Below are 16,726 nucleotides of genomic sequence, written 5' to 3'. Positions count from 1 at the left end.
GATGAAAATCTTTTCAAAGAGGTATGTATCATTAAAGCGGAGCTCGTAGTTTTTCCAAATGTTGAAAAGCGAGGTACTCTAACATAAAAGCCAAGACCTAAAAACCAACGATACGCTATATCGTTTTAACTTTTCCAATGGTCTTGCGCATTAAGCAAAAATCAAATATATATTAAATGAAGGTCAATTTGATCAAAAAACCGTATTAAAACTTGGACGGCCTACGAGCCAGGGGAGTAACTATATTGTAAGGAGAGCGGAATCCCGCTCTCTTTTTTAAATTTATTTTTCCCCCGCCCTATCCTTTTCGCCTCCCCGCTTGTATATAAGGGGTGAAGGAGGTGAGAGACATGGCAATGGCAATTCTAAAGGATTCGAATATCAGGCTGACGTTTGATGCCGGGATGGACGGAGAAGGAAAGACGATCTACAAAGGCAAGACTTACAGCAATGTGAGCAAGGATGCTACCGCTAACCAGGTTCAGCAGGCAGCTCTTGCGCTTGGAGGCCTTAGCGCTTATTCGCTAAGTTCCGTCGAACGTAATGACAGCTCGGAAATCATCTAATCGAAAATGAGACCAACTTAATAGGAGGTGAAAAACATGACTAAAGTACTTGAATTGCAATTTGGCACCGACCTTGGCAAAAGCGCCAAGCTGACAGTTGATAACCCGAAGGAGCCGATTGATCCAGCAGCAGTCAAGCTTGCGATGGAGCAAATCATTGCATCCAATGCGTTCCTGATGAAGAGCGGCACCCTTGTTGCCATCGGCGAAGCACGTGTCGTCGAACGGAACGTAACCGAATACAAACTAGTGTAAGAAACGTGAGCCGGTTGCCTGTTGGCGACCGGCTTTTTACGTAAAAGCACGAGAGGAGGAAGCGGAAATGGAACAGCTGATTCCATTCATCAGCGACGTTGGATTCCCGATCGTTGTGACCCTGTACCTGCTCCACCGAATCGAAGCGAAGCTGGATACAGTCGTCCAATCAATCCAGGGTTTGCCCGACAAGCTGCATGGAAAAGCGTAGCCAAATAACTGATTAACACTCAAAAAACCATCGCGTTAAAAACAAGCGGGATGGTTTTTATTTTTTTATCCGTCACAACTTTGCCACAATAATCCCCTGCCCACCCTGTCCTTTTTGCCTCCCCTTCCCTATATAGACGGTGAAAGGGTGGTGCAAAATGATGACGATTAAATCAGGTACTATTAAGAGGTTTGAAGAGTATTCACAGTTTGCGACGCTGGGGGAATTTAATAATCATATGGAGATGTGGATGTCAGAGTACAAGAATGAGTTCACTAAAGGGGAATTGGTAGGCCTCAAGCGCCTCGTCCGCTTTGCAGCGAAAATCCCTGGCGTTTGCAATGCAAAAATCGGTACGGTGCTGAAGGCAATCCATGAGGAATATCAGGACATGGGCATTTCCCGCTCCACTTTCAAACGGATGATCATCAAAGCGAATAACCTTGGCATTTTCACTGTGCATGAAACCGAGCGGAAGAACGGCTCACAATCGAGCAACCTTTATGTGTTCAATCGTTTTCCCCATCATGAACCACCCAAAGAAGAAAAGTTGAACCACCATAATAAAACTATCATTCCTTCTAAAACTAATATTAAAAAGAATAATAAACGTGAAGAAATGCCCCCTGCCGTAACAATTAATACTGATTCAGCAACTCATACTGAAAATGCACCTGAAGACCATCTGTTTGTCAGTGACCGTGTGCCAACAGCATTTGTAGAATTGGTGAAGTATTTCTATCCACATGCAAAGTCGATCGAAGAATTCTGGAGAATGAGCACAATCGCCGCCTACCGCAATAACCGTGAGAAAGAAACAGAAACCTTACTGTCCGTATCGCTCGACTCCTTCAAGCAGCTCGTCCGTAAGCTAAAATCAAAAGCAAAAGCCAAAAACCCGATCGCGTATTATACCGGAATCCTCAACAAGAAGTTCCAGGAAATGTACTTTGAGGAGCTTTATGAAATGGAGTTTTGCTGAGGGGAATTCCAAAAATCAAGATGAGATCACACAGTTATGTTTAGAAATCCAATTCATTCTGTGGGTCTGTCTAATAAAAACTGGAGAGTAGCCACCTGCTTACTCTCCAATATTACTAAACTTACTTTTATTATGGCTGAGTTTAATACAGAGCAAGTTTCAGCTTAATCTCTCATATAGGAACCTATTCCATCATCCTTATGAATCGCCATGCTTACACCTATGGAAATGCCAAGCCATTGGATTAAACCGATTGAGAGCATATTAGAAAACATGGATATTTCGAAGTTCTGGTAGATTAGCAGGCCTAATAAGAAACAAGCCGACCATTGTACATAATGTGAGTCAAGGTTCACTTGGTACGCCTTCCAAATAAAATATAACAATAGCAGGAAAGCAAAAAGACCTAAAAAGCCGCTTTCAACAAAAACCTGCAAATATTGGTTGTGAACATGAACGTTTTTAATCCCTGGCATATATTCATTCAACTGAATACCTACTTTATGGCCAATTAAAGGTGATGTCAGGCCGAAATCGATTACGTCACCCCAAAATTCTTCTCTCCCTGAAAAGAATGGCTTGCTGGTAAGTTTCATAGTCAGATCATTGATTGTATCTGCATATTGTGTCCTAGCCAAATAGACATATGTTATAAGAAATAGGAAGTTCCCCCCCAGCACGAAATAGAATAGTTTTGAAAAGAGCTTTCTGGAGAATTTCATGACCAGAAAGGACCCGACTATAACGGCAAGAGAGAGCCATACTGTTCTTGAAGTGGACATAAAAATCAGCAATAAGTTAATAATGATTCCCACCATAAAATACAGCTTAAGACCGAGCGTTTTTTTCTGTATATTTATTACTTGAAAATAAAGGATAGCAAAAAGGAAGTTAGCAAAAACATTAGGGTTGCCGAATACCCCTTTATACATATAGGCAATATATCCATTGCCAATCCACTGGAAAAAGAAATAAAGGATTATGATATTCGCCAAATGCCCAAAAATAATCAAATGGCTTGGTGTCCATTTGATTTTCATAACTGCCAGGATGAATACAAAAATAAGGAACAAAAAAAGAAGCTGTTCATTTTGCTCGAAATTACCATGATAGATGTGACTGGCTAAATAAATGCCACTTAACAATATAAACCCTATATAGATATTAAAATAACCAATCACATAGCCCTTGTCCTTAATAACTGCATAAATAAGCAGAAAAAATGACAGATAGAGGGTGACATCTATTGTCACCAATGCAAGATCCTTATAGGGCTGCAGGATGGTTTTACCGAAAACATTAAAAACTAAGAGAGTAAAAAATGCGAAACTGAATAGCCTGATTAGGCTTACGCTTATTTTAGTATTTGCCATTGACTAGGTTACCTCCACACTGAAACCATTAATGTATATCTATAATCTGCCCAACTTTAAAATATTAGTTGCTCCACTACCGTCTATCCCTTTTTAGTTACAAATTAAAACATCTTTCTTTCCGACGAATTTTTCCTCATCAAGTAAATTCATTTATAGGACGAACATATCTACTTTAGAAAATTTCATGAGATTGTCAGAAGATATGTCCAATTGGTACGCAATTGCGTACCACCTGCATTTTCCTAAAATGATAGATTTTCACTATAAGGGACAATTATGAGGAGGAACCAATGGAAAGAAAAGTAAAGGTGAACATTGATAAATTATTACAAGAGTATAATCTCAGCCTAAGAGAGCTGTCTCGTCTCACCAATATACGCCATGCAGTCCTGAGCGAGCTGAAAAACGGCAAAAGGAGCAGCATGCATTTCAGTCATATAGAGAAAATAGCAAACGCCCTCAATATCGACAGCGTCTGTGAAATCATGGAGTTTGAAGAAACCGTATCATAAATATGTATAAAACTACTTGGATTGGTGGGTCAACCATGGACAACAGAGGCTATATCTCAAGAGAGGTTATGCAATGGATCAACGAGCACGGTGACGAAATAGAAGCCGAAATTCTGCAATATCCCATGCACTATGAGGTGATCGCCACCATCTGCCAGGACCATCCACCCTATAAAGACATCATCGCTTTCGGCAGCGATCCTGACAGCAAAGAAGCAGCCCTTTTCAAGGCCGTCAGGGACCTGGTGCTGCAAACTTATTGGGGCGGAGTGCATTGATATTGAGGCCTTGCTTTCTTAAGCATGGCAAAAAGAGCGAACCAGCGCCTATTACTCTGGTTCGCTCTTTTTGATTGCCGGCTCCGGATTCTTTACTGGATTTTATAATACTCACAATACCAGTCCGCAAATCTCTGCAGCCCAACCTCAATAGAGGTTTTCGGCTTAAACCCAACCGCCTCTTCCAACTTTTCTGTTGAGGCAAATGTTGCTGGCACATCTCCTGGCTTGATTGGCTCGAACACTTTCTCAAATACCACTTCCCTGCCCAAAGAATTACTTAGGCATTTCTCAAGAGTATTGATAAACGTCATTAGCTTTTCCGGACTGTTGTTACCGATGTTAAAGACTTTATGAGGGACTTCTCCCCCTCCCTCAGGAGGGTTGCTTAACAGCCGCTCAATCCCTTCCACAATGTCATCGATAAAAGTAAAATCGCGATAAAGGTCGTTTTCAAAATCTCCATTATTAAAAATTTTGATAGGCTCACCAGCGAAATACTTGTCAGTAAAACCGAAATAAGCCATATCAGGCCTGCCCATTGGTCCATATACAGTAAAGAAGCGCAAGCCCGTAGCCGGGATTTTGTATAAATGGCTATATGTATGAGCCATCAATTCGTTTGACTTCTTAGTCGCTGCATATAATGAAACGGGGGTATCTACATTATCTGTCTCCTCAAAAGGTACCTTCTTGTTAGCTCCATAAACCGAGCTTGATGAGGCATAGACTAAATGATCTACAGGGTTGTGCCTGCAAGCTTCTAGAATGTTAAAAAAGCCAATAAGGTTGCTTTGGATATAGACATCCGGATTCTCGATAGAATACCTTACCCCCGCCTGGGCAGCCAAATTTACAACGATATTTGGCTTGTACTCTTCAAAGATTTTCGTAAGCATTTCCTTGTCTGCAATATCCCCTTTAATAAAGGTAAATCTCCCAAATGGCTTCAGCTTCTCCAGGCGAGCATGCTTAAGATTTACATCATAGTAATCATTCATATTATCAATCCCAATTACCCGGCAGCCCTGATCCAGCAGCTTCTTTGAAAGAAAGTAGCCAATAAAACCGGCTGCTCCTGTAATGAGGTATGTCTTATTAGGATCCAATTGATTGAAGTTTTGTTTCATCTTTAACTGGCTCCTCTGATTGATTTCTAGAGCGTCCGGCAGCTGAAGTTTGTCTTCCAACTGAGTGATACTCCACTCCTGCTTCTCCCATCACATATACACCATACAGATTTCTTCCGTCGAACACTAGAGGTGTCCTCATTAACTTCTTGTAATCTGCAGGAGTCACTGCTTTAATCTCACCCCATTCAGTGAAAACAAAGCAGACATTAGCTTCTTCCAGAGCTTCTTCAACATTTCCAACATAAGTAATGCTGCCTTTACCGTTCTTTCCTTGTGGATACAGCTTGGCAAAGTTTTCAGCACCGACCGGGTCGTAAGCATAGATATCGGCACCCTGTTCTAATAATAACGGAACATTATCAAGAGATGGCGCTTCTCTTAAATCATCCGTTCCAGGCTTAAATGTCAGACCAAGTACAGCTACTTTAAGGCCATTAAATGTAATTAGCCGTTTGCTTGCTTTTTTGTATAGCAAAGTCTTCTGGTCTTTATTGACATCAATCGCAGCCTTTACAGTTTTCAGCTCATAACCATTCTGCTTAGCGATATATTCCAGAGCCTTGGTGTCTTTCGGGAAGCATGAACCACCATAGCCAATCCCCGCATTTAAAAACTTGCTGCCAATCCTCTCGTCAAAGCTCATCCCTCTGGCAACATCCTGAATATCCGCACCAACCAGCTCACATAGGTTAGCAATATCGTTCATATAAGAAATCTTAAGAGCCAGGAAGTCGTTGGAAGCATATTTAATCATTTCAGCTGATCTTCTGTTTACCGCTACGATAGGTAAATGAAATGGTTCATAAATCTTCTTCAGAAGCCCTTCTGCCCATTTACTCTCTGTCCCGATAATTATCCTCTCGGCATACAGAGTATCATGGACAGCAGAACCTTGGGCCAGGAATTCTGGGTTAGAAGCAACTTCAACTTTTACATCATTCACCAAAAAGTCTTGAATGAACTGCTCAACCTTATCATTTGTCCCCACCGGAACGGTCGATTTAACAACAACAAGGCAGTCCTTTTCAATGTTCTCGGCAATCTGCCTAGCAACCGTCGCAATATAAGAAAGATTAGCCGAACCATCCGGCTGCTCCGGGGTACCAACACCAATAAAAATAGCATCCGCATCGCGGTATGCCTGCTTATAATCCGTTGTATACTCAATCCGGCCAGCAGCATAATTCATCTGCATCAATTCTTCCAAACCAGCCTCATAAATCGGCGAAACACCCGATTTCATAAGGTCCACTTTCTTCTCATCAATATCTACGCAAGTCACCTGGTGACCAACCTCGGCAAAACAAACGCCAGCGACTAGGCCTACGTAGCCTGTGCCGGCAACAGCGATTTTGTACATACAAATGCCTTCCCCTCTAACAAATTTACACAATACAATTCCAACATAAATTAAAGTTATATTCCTTTTTATTAACTGAATTCTATATAGAACTTCTATGTTAAATAGTTAAACAAAAACAGACTTTCTACAAATATACCCTAAATTAATTATGATCAGCATATAAATTAGACCATAACTAAAACTTATCAACTCTAGGAATTCATAAATATTCAAGTTATATTTTTTTGTAACAATATAAACACATGCACCAGATAATACTAACAAAGACTGGAAAATAGTGTCATTTCTTTGCCTATTAAATACTATGTACCCCCCCATTAAAGAGGAAGCAATAAACCTTAAGGCATACATGAAACACAGAATTGTGATATATCTGCCTGCTTCTCCATATCCATTACCAAATACGAATTCTGAAACATTGGGCGCTATAATAGCTAAAAAGGAAAACCCTATTGCTGACATTATTCCCAAAACTTTAATAAAAGAGAGATAAATAGGCCAGACTGATTTACCCTCCTTATAATCCTTGCCTATTTTTTGTAAATAAACACGGCTAACATTGTTAGAAATAAGTACTAGAGGTAACCCAAGCACCATAACAGATATGGAATAGTATCCTGTCTCAGTTGCTGAAAACAAGGAAATTACTGAAGTAGTTATCAAAGTATAAGAAAAAGAGTTTATAAATTGTGCAGGAACCAAATATAATATATGTTTCTTGTATTTCTTATAAATAGATAAAATTATTTTAAATTTAATCTTTTTCCTATACTTAAATCGTTGTAAATAATCTTTAGCTTGAATACTAACACCCGCGACAGGAGATAATGCATATCCAAGGGATTGACCGAAAGCCCCCCCACCAAATATCCCAGAAAAAATTTGCATTATCCCTTTTATTAATTCCCTTATAATATCTACTTTTGACATCAATGAATACTTTTTGTACCTGTTATTATGGCTTGCAAATATAAATCTAATTCCATTTGTAAAAACAATTAACGGAATTATTAAGGATAACCCGCCTATATTGTAAAAGGAGTTATTCCCTATTTGTAACATTATTATTATAAACAAAGTATACATAGAGGATATTAAAAAAACCGTAAATATGCTAACATCAGTCAATAAGTCTACATTATCTTCTTCACTTTCAATTACAATAAGCATAGACAACTTAAGTGAAGCAACAGGAATTATTAAATTTGCCATTGATATGATGAAATTATAAATACCTAATTCCTCTGGTGATATCAGTCTTGTTAAAAAAGGTTGAATAATTATATTAATTGACTGTGCAATTACAGTTCCTAACCCTAAAGTAATTACACCCGCCCACTGACTATTTTTAAAGTATTTTTCTATCCGCATCTCAAACTCCATCTTAACAAAAATGTTCTGTGTTAATGTAATACTAAATAAACTTAATTCAATTGTCTTTTTTTACTTACAAGTTGATCAAATATGATACAAGATAACAACACAAAAGTAGCGATGATAAAAACACTACGATAAAGCGATGTAGGCCCATATAAATACCATCTTATAGAAAGTACCGGAATTAAAATTTGATATAAAACTGCAAAATTCCCCTTTTTAGAGTAAACACCTCGGATAATAAAACCTAATATAGCACTTGCCATAATAACGCCTGGATAGCCTAACCCAAAGTAAAAATAAGATGTATATAATCCCCCTCCTACATTATATAAATAATTTTCTTTTACAAAGTTGGCTAAATTACCAAATTCACTACTGCCCCCACCCAATAAAATTGTCTTTAAATACTGAAGGAAATAGACAACTGAATTATCTATATGCTTTACTGCTGAGATAGTAATTGATGCATAATAACTATAAGAAACAGTATCGGAATAAACCCCCCTTTGAATAGCACTTTGTAACATAGACATAATCTCCAAGGACTTACCAGATCTGTACTCTGCAATAAAGTTAGATAAAGTTATCGCTAATATAGCAAGTATAAAAACTCTAGTAAGTGATAAGCGAATTTTATTTCCAACATACAAAAGGTAGTATAAAAGTATCATTAAAAATGCGGCAGATCTATCACCAAATGATAAGGAGTACAGTATATATAGAAAAGCATATAAACTTAAAAGAAAATGGAGTTTTTTATTCTTCCCTATATAAAGCCAAACTACTGCAAAAATAATAACAGAATACTCAATTAGTGGATTGCTATTACTAACATATGTATTATTAACTTTTACACTGGTGTCATAGCCCATTAAGAGAATAGCGAACATAAGTATTGTACCTATATAGCCAATTATTAAATTTTCTCTTCTGATTAATTCTGTATAACGAATATTTACTGCTTTAGAATGCAGCCATTTTGTACTTAGAAACATATTAATTATACAAAGAAACAAAAGGATACTCTTTGCTGTATAAGAGTTGTATTCTGATTCTCTAAGAGGTATCTGCCAAGGGGAAACATAAAGTCCTTTATTTATGCAGTCAGTAAATCCAATTGAAATATTTATAAAACTAACTATTGCAAATAAAAACAATAGCTTTTCATTTTTTCTAACTTTAAAACAAAGATAGATGGATATTCCGATTATTAAATACCCGATAATAGGTAGAGTTTCAATTCGATCTTTTGTAGAAAAAACAACTATTAAGCTAATCCCTAAAATTAATGTATCTAACATTAGTGATATCACATCAGACATTTTTAATTTATTTTCATTTGAGTTTGTCTGCCTAATCAACTGTGAAATCCCCCAGACAAGTAGTATTCCAAACAACTAATTTTATTTTTTGCTATTATAGTTTTCTGTTAGTTTTCGTAATTTACGATAATATTGCTTCCGTTTTTCCAAAAGCTTATCATAGGAATATTCTTTAGCCTTTTCTATATTTTCTCTGCTCATTTCTTCCAATTTACTAGTGCTATTAAAAAGGGTAATTAGCTTATTTACAAATCCATCAACATCAAGTGGATCATATAAAAACTCTTGATTCAATAATTCTGGAATACCATTAACTGGTGTTGATATGCATGGCAATCCAACAGCCATCGCTTCAATCACGGCTCTTGGTAATCCCTCCGCCTTTGATGGAAAAAGAAAAATATCCCCCTCCATAAGAAGCTCTCTTACTTCGTTTGAAGAGGAAAGCAAACCAGTAAACGTTACAAACTCACTAATATTCATCTCTCTTGCCATCTGCTCATAATAACTTCTTTTACTGCCATCACCAATAAATATAACATTTACATCATATTGTTTTTCTCTAATCTCTTTTAAAACCTTAATTACGGTTTCATGCCCTTTTATATCATTGTTTATACTATTAGCTGTATGAATAATAGTATACTTTTTCTTATCTTTTTCAAAAATCCTTGGTGTTGAGAAATAGGAATCTGGTAAATCAATCGTCGAAAAGTAACTTTCGAAGTATTCATTAGTTTCTCCATTAATTCTGGAATATGACGGATAATTATTCTGTAAATAATATTTAGTTACATAAGATACACCGTTTGCCTGCAATGCTGCATCTTTTAGCTTACGAGTATACATTGCTTGGGCTATTTTATTTGAAGAATATGCATCATAAGGATCAGCAACCACCTCTAATGCATATGGTTTACCAGTCTTCTTATAAAAACTTAAAACCATGTCTGCAGAAACTGAAGGCAATCTTATTAATGCACATTCCGCATTAGCCACAGCCCTTTGAGCTGCTTTACGGAAAGAAAAATAATTTGCAATATATTGTTTCACACCTCTCATATATGGCAATTCTAATACACTGACATTTGGTCCATCTACCCGAAGATATCCCTGTACTTCAATTAAACTTGCAGTTTTAGTTCTAGAAACAACTGCAACATTTTCAAATTCAGTCAAATAACGCAACCAAAAATTATATCCATAAATAGTTTTACACCAGTACTTCCCATCAGGTGTTCTAAAAAGTAATGAATCAGCAGCAACTAATAAGTTCATTTATCAGTACACCTCCAAACAACTCTATTCACATAGTCAGTGTAAGATAATATAATCCTTAATACTTTGTCCGATACATTAGGCATGTTATAATCAGAAACGAGTCTTAATGTATTTTTTTCTTGTGTTTCTAGTATTTCTAACCCCTGTAGGATTCTCTCTTTCCTCAGTCCCACCATCATAACTGAAGCTTCTTCCATTGCTTCTGGTCTTTCATGCGCTTGTCTAATATTCAATGCCCTAAACCCAAGAATTGAGGATTCTTCACTAATTGTACCACTGTCACTAAGAACCGCTTTGGCTTTCAGTTGAAGTTTTACATAATCATTAAATCCTAGAGGTTTCAAGGTCTTAACCAATGGATTAAACTCAATCCCTTTGGCTTCTATCATTTTTCTTGTTCTAGGATGTGTACTCACGATTACAGGTAAATTATACTTCTCCGCAACCGTATTCAAGCTCTCAACTAAATCTAAAAAATTAATCTCAGAATTGATATTTTCATCTCTGTGAGCTGATACTACAAAATAATCGCCTTCTGTTAAATCTAATCTTTCTAGAACATCTGAAGCCTCTATATCATCTTTTCTAGAATTGAGCACTTCAAACATTGGACTTCCCGTCTTGATTACTCTGTCTGCGGGAAGGCCTTCTCTTAATAGATATTCTCTTGCGATATCGCTATATGTTAGGTTGATATCCGAGGTATGATCCACGATTTTTCGGTTTGTTTCTTCCGGAACCCTTTGGTCAAAGCATCTATTACCAGCTTCCATATGGAAAATCGGAATTTGTCTTCTCTTTGCCGCAATAGCACATAAACAACTATTTGTATCACCAAGGACTAGAAATGCATCTGGTTTAACCTCTTCCATTATAGGGTCAACTTTGATGAGAATATTTCCGATTGTTTCTACTGCTGTTCCAGTAGCTGCGTTAAGGAAGTAATCCGGTTTTTTTAGATTAAAATCTTTAAAAAATACTTCATTCAATTCATAATCATAGTTTTGTCCTGTGTGAACAAGTATATGTTCTATTGCTTCTGATTCTTCCAATTTATTAATTACAGCAGACAATCTTATGATTTCTGGCCGGGTACCAACGACTGTCATGACCTTTAACTTCTTCATTAACTTAAACCTCCAAATAGAATGTATCTGGTTTCTCAGGATCAAAAAATTCATTTGCCCACATAATCGTAACCATATCGGTATCACCAAGATTTTCTATATTATGTGTGTAGCCAGTTGGTATATCAACTACTTCAAGCTTTTCTCCGCTAACAAAATATTCAATGACTTCATCTGAGTCAATCTTTCTAAAACGGATGACTCCTATCCCGCTTGCGACCAAAAATTTTTCATTCTTTGTGTGATGCCAGTGATTCCCTTTCGTTATCCCTGGTTTCGATATATTTACAGAAACCTGCCCTCTATCAGGGTTTTTAATAAACTCCGTAAATGAACCTCTTTGATCAATATTCATCTTTAGTTCGTAACTGAATTGATCTTCAGGCAAATAGCTTAGATAAGTGCTGTATAATTTCTTCGTAAATGGATCAGACATGTTAGGAATAGAGCGGTCTTCCCTGCTTTTCTTGAATGAATAAATCAAATCTACTATTTCTCCAAGTTTAACAGTATGGACAACTGGTATTTCACAGAATTCCCCTGCTAAATTTGGATTCCCATTCAATGCCCGGATTAGTTCTTCTACAACATCATCAATATAAACTAAGTTCATTACGACATTAGGATCGTTAACATTTATAGCTAAATCGTGAGAAACATTATGACAGAACGTAGCAACTGCACTATTATAATTCGGTTTACACCACTTTCCAAATACGTTTGGGAGTCGATAGATAAGTATCTTTGCTTTTGTCCTGTTGCCATAATCAAACAGTAAATCTTCAGATGCCTTTTTACTAGCACCATATGGGTTGTTCAGTTCTGCTTGAATTGAAGATGTAATTAATACAGGACAATTATTTTGATGTTTTTCCAATGTTTCTAATAGAGTGGATGTGAAACCATAATTACCATCCATAAATTCCGATTCGTCCTTCGGACGATTTACTCCTGCTAGATGAAACACAAAATCTGCTTCCTTACAATATTCATCAAGCAGTGAAGCATCTGTTTCTTTTGCATACTCAAAAATGTTATTATATTTTTGGTTTCCAAGCTCCGCTACTAGGTTCTTACCAATAAACCCATTCGTTCCAGTAATAAGTATCTTCATCTATTTTCCCCTTAATTTAACATTGGAACGTTTTTATTCCATAATTGAATTTCATTTCTAACATATTCTAGTTCAAGCAGCTTTTCTTTAATTTGTTCTATGTTTAGTCTTCTCGTGTTATGTGAATTATACTCTTCCCCCATAGACAAATCATGATCTCCATCAGCAAAATACTTTTCATAGTTTAAATCTCTGTTATCAGCTGGTACTCTATAGAAACCACCCAAGTCTTCAGCAACAACATTTTCTTCTCTTGTTAGCAAGGTTTCGTATAGTTTTTCACCATGTCGGGTGCCAATAACTTTAATCTCATTTTCCACATTAAATAACTCTTTTAGCGCCTGTGCCAATCCCCCTACGGTTGACGCTGGAGATTTTTGAACCATAATATCCCCTGCCATTGCGTTATGGAACGCAAACACTACTAATTCAACTGCTTCTTCCAAACTCATGAGGAACCTAGTCATATAGGGATCAGTAACAGTTAATGGCTGTCCATCTTTAATTTGTTCAATAAATAAGGGGATAACCGATCCACGAGAAGCCATTACATTACCATATCTTGTTCCACAGATAAGAGTTCTATCTGGAGATACCGTTTTAGACTTGGCAACAAACACTTTCTCCATCATTGCTTTAGAAATTCCCATTGCATTGATAGGATAAGCTGCTTTATCTGTAGAAAGGCAGATAACTTTTTTCACATTATATTCAATTGCAGCAGTCAAGACATTATCTGTCCCGATAATGTTAGTTTTAACAGCTTCCAAGGGAAAAAATTCACATGAAGGCACCTGTTTAAGTGCTGCAGCATGAAAAATATAATCTACATCATGCATAGCGTTTTTCACACTGGCCAAATCTCTTACGTCACCAATATAAAACTTAAGTTTGTCACTTTTATACTGTTTTCTCATATCATCTTGTTTTTTCTCATCACGTGAAAAAATACGAATTTCTTTTAAGTCCGTATCCAAAAATCTATTCATTACCGCATTTCCAAATGACCCAGTACCGCCAGTTATTAATAGAGTTTTATCTGTAAACAAGGTATTTCACCATCCTAGTGATTCATTTAATTTCCTTAATTAACTTGTAATATTTTTCTGTGCAAATTTCTCGAGTGTAATATTTTTCATAGAGTTTTTTGGCTTGGGCTGCAGAAGTTATTAATATTTCTTTATTATCGCTATAACTTAATAGAAGGTTTTGGAGTCCAATAGAATCTCCTTGCTCAACACATCCGCCCGCTTGATATTTAGTTAAGTCTTTTGCAATATCTGTTTCCTTAGACATTATGGCTAATACTGGTTTACCTGCCGCTAAGTATCCATATGTCTTACTCGGAACCCCGATTCCTTCAATTCCTTTTGCCAAACTTACCAAACAAACGTCTGCAATCTGAAGGATATCAGAGTAATCATTTCCTAAGAGAAATCCATAGACCCTAGTATTTTTTATTCTATTTGTTTCTATATATTCTTTTACATGCTCTTCTTTATTCCCGTGACCAGAGAATAAGAATAAAATATCCTTGCTATTTTTAAACTTCTTCATTGACTCTAAGATTGTCTCAATATCTTGTGCGGAGCCCATATTTCCGCTATATAAGACAATGAATTTCCATTTTTTTCTCAATTCCTTAAATTCTTCATTGTATACTTTTCCATTAGTGTCTAACTTATCATGACTATACCAATTGGGTATAACCTTAATAATTTCTGGCTTTATTGCAATTTTGTGTTCAATCAAGTAATCCTTCATGTCATTACTTAATGCTACTACTGCAGAAGAATATCGATACACTTTGCTGTTGATATATTTCATTAGCTTTCCAATAAAACTACCATTTTTAATAGCACCTAGTATCAGAGCATTGTCAGGATATACATCAAAAGCTACAAAAATAAACTTAGTCTTACTAAAACGAGAAACTAAATAAGGGATTAAGGGTAATATTGGTGGGTTAGAGTATACAAGTATAGTTTTATATTTAAATAGGAAAGGCATTTTAAATAGTACTGATACAAAGAAAGAAAAAAAGTTAATAATCCTGCCAATTTTTGATTTGTTATTTAATTGGGTGTATTTAACTCGATTAATTCCAATCCCCTTATAGTCTTCCTTTTCAGTTACAGGAGTACCTTTAAAATAAACTTGTGGATATCCACAAACAACATCAACAGATACCCCTTTTTTCACTAAATCCTCAGCTAATTCAGTAGGAAGAGTAGCTGAAGAAACGTATTCCGGATAAAAATACTGACACATTATGAGTACATCTTTTTTCAAAATAAAGCACCTATTCCTTCGTGAAATTCACACTAGATATGATTGACTCATGAAAACTGCTTACACAGTAACTAAATCCAGCATAGTTAGATAGACTTAAATCAATCACTAAATTCCCAAATACTTTATTTACTATATTTGCTTTTTTACTCATAAGTCTTAATGTTAGTCCAAGAAAATTTGATAAGTATATTTTTCGCTTTTTTTCTTTTGCAATTACCTTAATCAAATCGTTTGTACTAACAAATTCCTTATTTTGTGGATAAAAGGTTCCTTGGCCTTGGTTTTCAATTAGGAGTCTTATAAATTCAGATAAATGGTCTATATAAATCATGCTTCTGTTATTGTTAACTGACGGAAAAACTGGCACTTTCGAAATTAAACCTTCTAGACGTTTGAAGTTTCCTGGAGAGTCGGGACCATATATCATGGGTGCTCTTATAATAGCTACCTTGAAGGACTCATCACTTAGTAGTGTTAAAGCTATTTCTGCAGCTAGTTTACTTTTCCCATAATAAGTGGTTGGTTCGCAAGGAGTATCTTTTGTAATTATGACAGGCTTTTCAATTTGGCCAATCAAACCATAGACTGAAATAGAACTCATAAAAATAAACTGCTTAACACCTTCAGACTTTGCCTTTTCAGCTAAATCTGCAGTCAATTCTGTATTAACCTTATAATAATCACTTTCCATTTCTCGTTGTTCCTTTTTATGAACTAAAGCAGCCGTATGAAAGAGGATATCATAATTAGAAAAGTCTTCTTTAGACCAATTTCCATCTCTTACAGAAATAAAATCTGCTGAATAATTTTTTGACCACTGGGAAAGCCAAATTTGCAAACTTAAACCAACGTAACTATTTGTTCCAGTTATTAGTATCTTTTTCATTTTGTAAAGTTCTCCTTACTACTTCCAACTTTCCTCTTTGGGGGCCTGTGCCACCTTCAACTACCCCATCACTCTTGGCTACACTTAGAATGGTTCCGAAAAAGCACCTTACATCCATCCATAAACTGATTTTTTTAACATACTCCCCATCCAACATCGCCTTTATTTCGATGGGAAGTTCATCTCTTCCATTAATCTGCGCCCACCCAGTAAGTCCAGGAGGTATATCATTGGCTTTATAGTTATCTCTCTCTTCTATCAAGTCATATTGATTCCATAAAGCAGGTCTAGGACCAATAATACTCATTTGTCCTACAAAGATGTTCCAAATTTGTGGGAGCTCGTCTAAAGATGTTTTTCTTAAAAACTTACCCACCCTGGTAATATATTGCTCCGGATTTTCCAAAAGGTGTGTTGGTGTGTCCTTGGGAGTATCAATTTTCATTGTCCTGAATTTCAAAATATTAAAATATGTTTTATGAATTCCTACTCGTTTTTGTTTAAATAGCACTGGGCCTTTTGAATCCAGTTTTATTGCAATGATAAGAATTAGAAAAACAGGTGAAAGTATAATTAGTCCAAAAGAGGAAAGTATAATATCTATTAACCTTTTTATTTTTAAGTACATCCTTTTGCACTCCTTCA

At 36.2% G+C, this 16,726-nt stretch carries 18 protein-coding genes; 6 read left to right on the top strand and 12 right to left on the bottom strand.

Features of this window, described 5'->3' with window-relative positions; translation table 11 throughout:
• The first annotated feature begins 350 nt into the window (after positions 1 to 350).
• From D1970_RS18185 to D1970_RS18170, 4 genes are all read left to right on the top strand, one after another.
• On the top strand, positions 351 to 566 hold the full coding sequence (locus D1970_RS18185; protein ID WP_119114278.1) for a DUF1659 domain-containing protein: 216 nt from the start codon (positions 351 to 353) through the stop codon (positions 564 to 566).
• 36 nt (positions 567 to 602) lie between these two features.
• Positions 603 to 821, top strand: a complete 219-nt coding sequence (locus D1970_RS18180) for a DUF2922 domain-containing protein (RefSeq protein WP_119114277.1) — start codon at positions 603 to 605, stop codon at positions 819 to 821.
• A gap of 67 nt (positions 822 to 888) precedes the next feature.
• On the top strand, positions 889 to 1,032 hold the full coding sequence (locus D1970_RS18175; protein ID WP_119114276.1) for a YvrJ family protein: 144 nt from the start codon (positions 889 to 891) through the stop codon (positions 1,030 to 1,032).
• Between the two features lie 157 nt (positions 1,033 to 1,189).
• On the top strand, positions 1,190 to 2,014 hold the full coding sequence (locus D1970_RS18170) for a hypothetical protein (RefSeq protein ID WP_246370266.1): 825 nt from the start codon (positions 1,190 to 1,192) through the stop codon (positions 2,012 to 2,014).
• Between the two features lie 164 nt (positions 2,015 to 2,178).
• On the opposite strand, the gene D1970_RS18165 is transcribed toward D1970_RS18170, so the two are convergent.
• Positions 2,179 to 3,387, bottom strand: coding sequence for an O-antigen ligase family protein (locus D1970_RS18165; protein ID WP_119114275.1), 1,209 nt, complete (start codon positions 3,385 to 3,387; stop codon positions 2,179 to 2,181).
• A 293-nt stretch (positions 3,388 to 3,680) separates the two neighbouring features.
• On the opposite strand from D1970_RS18165, the gene D1970_RS18160 reads away from it, so the two are divergent.
• Both D1970_RS18160 and D1970_RS18155 read left to right on the top strand, forming a co-directional pair.
• Complete coding sequence (locus tag D1970_RS18160) at positions 3,681 to 3,902, top strand: helix-turn-helix domain-containing protein (RefSeq protein WP_119114274.1); 222 nt, start codon at positions 3,681 to 3,683, stop codon at positions 3,900 to 3,902.
• 35 nt (positions 3,903 to 3,937) lie between these two features.
• The gene (locus tag D1970_RS18155; protein ID WP_119114273.1) at positions 3,938 to 4,180 is read left to right on the top strand and encodes a hypothetical protein; all 243 of its coding nucleotides are present in this window, start codon (positions 3,938 to 3,940) and stop codon (positions 4,178 to 4,180) included.
• Positions 4,181 to 4,272: 92 nt separating this feature from the next.
• Here the strand turns inward: D1970_RS18155 and D1970_RS18150 are convergent, their stop codons facing one another.
• From D1970_RS18150 to D1970_RS18100, 11 genes are all read right to left on the bottom strand, one after another.
• Positions 4,273 to 5,310 (bottom strand): SDR family NAD(P)-dependent oxidoreductase, encoded by a 1,038-nt coding sequence (locus tag D1970_RS18150; protein WP_119114272.1) that lies wholly within the window; start codon positions 5,308 to 5,310, stop codon positions 4,273 to 4,275.
• Positions 5,279 to 6,673 carry a UDP-glucose dehydrogenase family protein gene (locus D1970_RS18145; RefSeq protein WP_119114271.1) on the bottom strand — a complete coding sequence of 465 codons (1,395 nt, stop codon included), beginning with the start codon at positions 6,671 to 6,673 and terminating at the stop codon, positions 5,279 to 5,281. The genes D1970_RS18150 and D1970_RS18145 overlap by 32 nt, the downstream gene beginning before the upstream one ends.
• 108 nt (positions 6,674 to 6,781) lie before the next feature.
• Positions 6,782 to 8,047: a lipopolysaccharide biosynthesis protein gene (locus D1970_RS18140; RefSeq protein ID WP_181213428.1), complete on the bottom strand. Its 1,266-nt coding sequence runs from the start codon at positions 8,045 to 8,047 to the stop codon at positions 6,782 to 6,784.
• 53 nt (positions 8,048 to 8,100) lie between these two features.
• Entirely contained in the window at positions 8,101 to 9,417 is a 1,317-nt protein-coding gene (wzy, locus tag D1970_RS18135) for an O-antigen polysaccharide polymerase Wzy (RefSeq protein ID WP_119114269.1), read from the bottom strand.
• Positions 9,418 to 9,459: 42 nt separating this feature from the next.
• Positions 9,460 to 10,656: a glycosyltransferase family 4 protein gene (locus D1970_RS18130; RefSeq protein ID WP_119114268.1), complete on the bottom strand. Its 1,197-nt coding sequence runs from the start codon at positions 10,654 to 10,656 to the stop codon at positions 9,460 to 9,462.
• Complete coding sequence (gene wecB, locus D1970_RS18125) at positions 10,653 to 11,786, bottom strand: non-hydrolyzing UDP-N-acetylglucosamine 2-epimerase (protein ID WP_119114267.1); 1,134 nt, start codon at positions 11,784 to 11,786, stop codon at positions 10,653 to 10,655. Before wecB ends, D1970_RS18130 begins: the two co-directional genes overlap by 4 nt.
• A 4-nt stretch (positions 11,787 to 11,790) precedes the next feature.
• On the bottom strand, positions 11,791 to 12,900 hold the full coding sequence (locus D1970_RS18120; protein ID WP_119114266.1) for a capsular polysaccharide biosynthesis protein CapF: 1,110 nt from the start codon (positions 12,898 to 12,900) through the stop codon (positions 11,791 to 11,793).
• A gap of 11 nt (positions 12,901 to 12,911) precedes the next feature.
• Entirely contained in the window at positions 12,912 to 13,949 is a 1,038-nt protein-coding gene (locus tag D1970_RS18115; RefSeq protein ID WP_119114265.1) for a polysaccharide biosynthesis protein, read from the bottom strand.
• A 22-nt stretch (positions 13,950 to 13,971) separates the two neighbouring features.
• Positions 13,972 to 15,192, bottom strand: coding sequence for a glycosyltransferase family 4 protein (locus tag D1970_RS18110; RefSeq protein ID WP_181213429.1), 1,221 nt, complete (start codon positions 15,190 to 15,192; stop codon positions 13,972 to 13,974).
• Positions 15,193 to 15,202: 10 nt separating this feature from the next.
• Positions 15,203 to 16,081, bottom strand: coding sequence for an NAD-dependent epimerase/dehydratase family protein (locus tag D1970_RS18105; protein ID WP_119114264.1), 879 nt, complete (start codon positions 16,079 to 16,081; stop codon positions 15,203 to 15,205).
• Positions 16,050 to 16,709 carry a sugar transferase gene (locus D1970_RS18100; RefSeq protein WP_119114263.1) on the bottom strand — a complete coding sequence of 220 codons (660 nt, stop codon included), beginning with the start codon at positions 16,707 to 16,709 and terminating at the stop codon, positions 16,050 to 16,052. The genes D1970_RS18105 and D1970_RS18100 overlap by 32 nt, the downstream gene beginning before the upstream one ends.
• Positions 16,710 to 16,726 lie beyond the last annotated feature (17 nt).

This window comes from Mesobacillus zeae, from assembly GCF_003570705.1.
In the GTDB taxonomy this organism is placed as follows: domain Bacteria; phylum Bacillota; class Bacilli; order Bacillales; family Cytobacillaceae; genus Mesobacillus_C; species Mesobacillus_C zeae.
This window is presented reverse-complemented; position numbering and strand designations above follow the sequence as displayed.

Bases quoted from the DNA above. Each gene is read 5' to 3' on its own strand.
- D1970_RS18185 (WP_119114278.1), top strand. From the start codon at position 351: ATGGCAATGGCAATTCTAAAGGATTCGAATATCAGGCTGACGTTTGAT.
- D1970_RS18180 (WP_119114277.1), top strand. From the start codon at position 603: ATGACTAAAGTACTTGAATTGCAATTTGGCACCGACCTTGGCAAAAGC.
- D1970_RS18175 (WP_119114276.1), top strand. From the start codon at position 889: ATGGAACAGCTGATTCCATTCATCAGCGACGTTGGATTCCCGATCGTT.
- D1970_RS18170 (WP_246370266.1), top strand. From the start codon at position 1,190: ATGATGACGATTAAATCAGGTACTATTAAGAGGTTTGAAGAGTATTCA.
- D1970_RS18165 (WP_119114275.1), bottom strand. From the start codon at position 3,387: ATGGCAAATACTAAAATAAGCGTAAGCCTAATCAGGCTATTCAGTTTC.
- D1970_RS18160 (WP_119114274.1), top strand. From the start codon at position 3,681: ATGGAAAGAAAAGTAAAGGTGAACATTGATAAATTATTACAAGAGTAT.
- D1970_RS18155 (WP_119114273.1), top strand. From the start codon at position 3,938: ATGGACAACAGAGGCTATATCTCAAGAGAGGTTATGCAATGGATCAAC.
- D1970_RS18150 (WP_119114272.1), bottom strand. From the start codon at position 5,310: ATGAAACAAAACTTCAATCAATTGGATCCTAATAAGACATACCTCATT.
- D1970_RS18145 (WP_119114271.1), bottom strand. From the start codon at position 6,673: ATGTACAAAATCGCTGTTGCCGGCACAGGCTACGTAGGCCTAGTCGCT.
- D1970_RS18140 (WP_181213428.1), bottom strand. From the start codon at position 8,047: ATGCGGATAGAAAAATACTTTAAAAATAGTCAGTGGGCGGGTGTAATT.
- D1970_RS18130 (WP_119114268.1), bottom strand. From the start codon at position 10,656: ATGAACTTATTAGTTGCTGCTGATTCATTACTTTTTAGAACACCTGAT.
- wecB (WP_119114267.1), bottom strand. From the start codon at position 11,786: ATGAAGAAGTTAAAGGTCATGACAGTCGTTGGTACCCGGCCAGAAATC.
- D1970_RS18120 (WP_119114266.1), bottom strand. From the start codon at position 12,900: ATGAAGATACTTATTACTGGAACGAATGGGTTTATTGGTAAGAACCTA.
- D1970_RS18105 (WP_119114264.1), bottom strand. From the start codon at position 16,081: ATGAAAAAGATACTAATAACTGGAACAAATAGTTACGTTGGTTTAAGT.
- D1970_RS18100 (WP_119114263.1), bottom strand. From the start codon at position 16,709: ATGTACTTAAAAATAAAAAGGTTAATAGATATTATACTTTCCTCTTTT.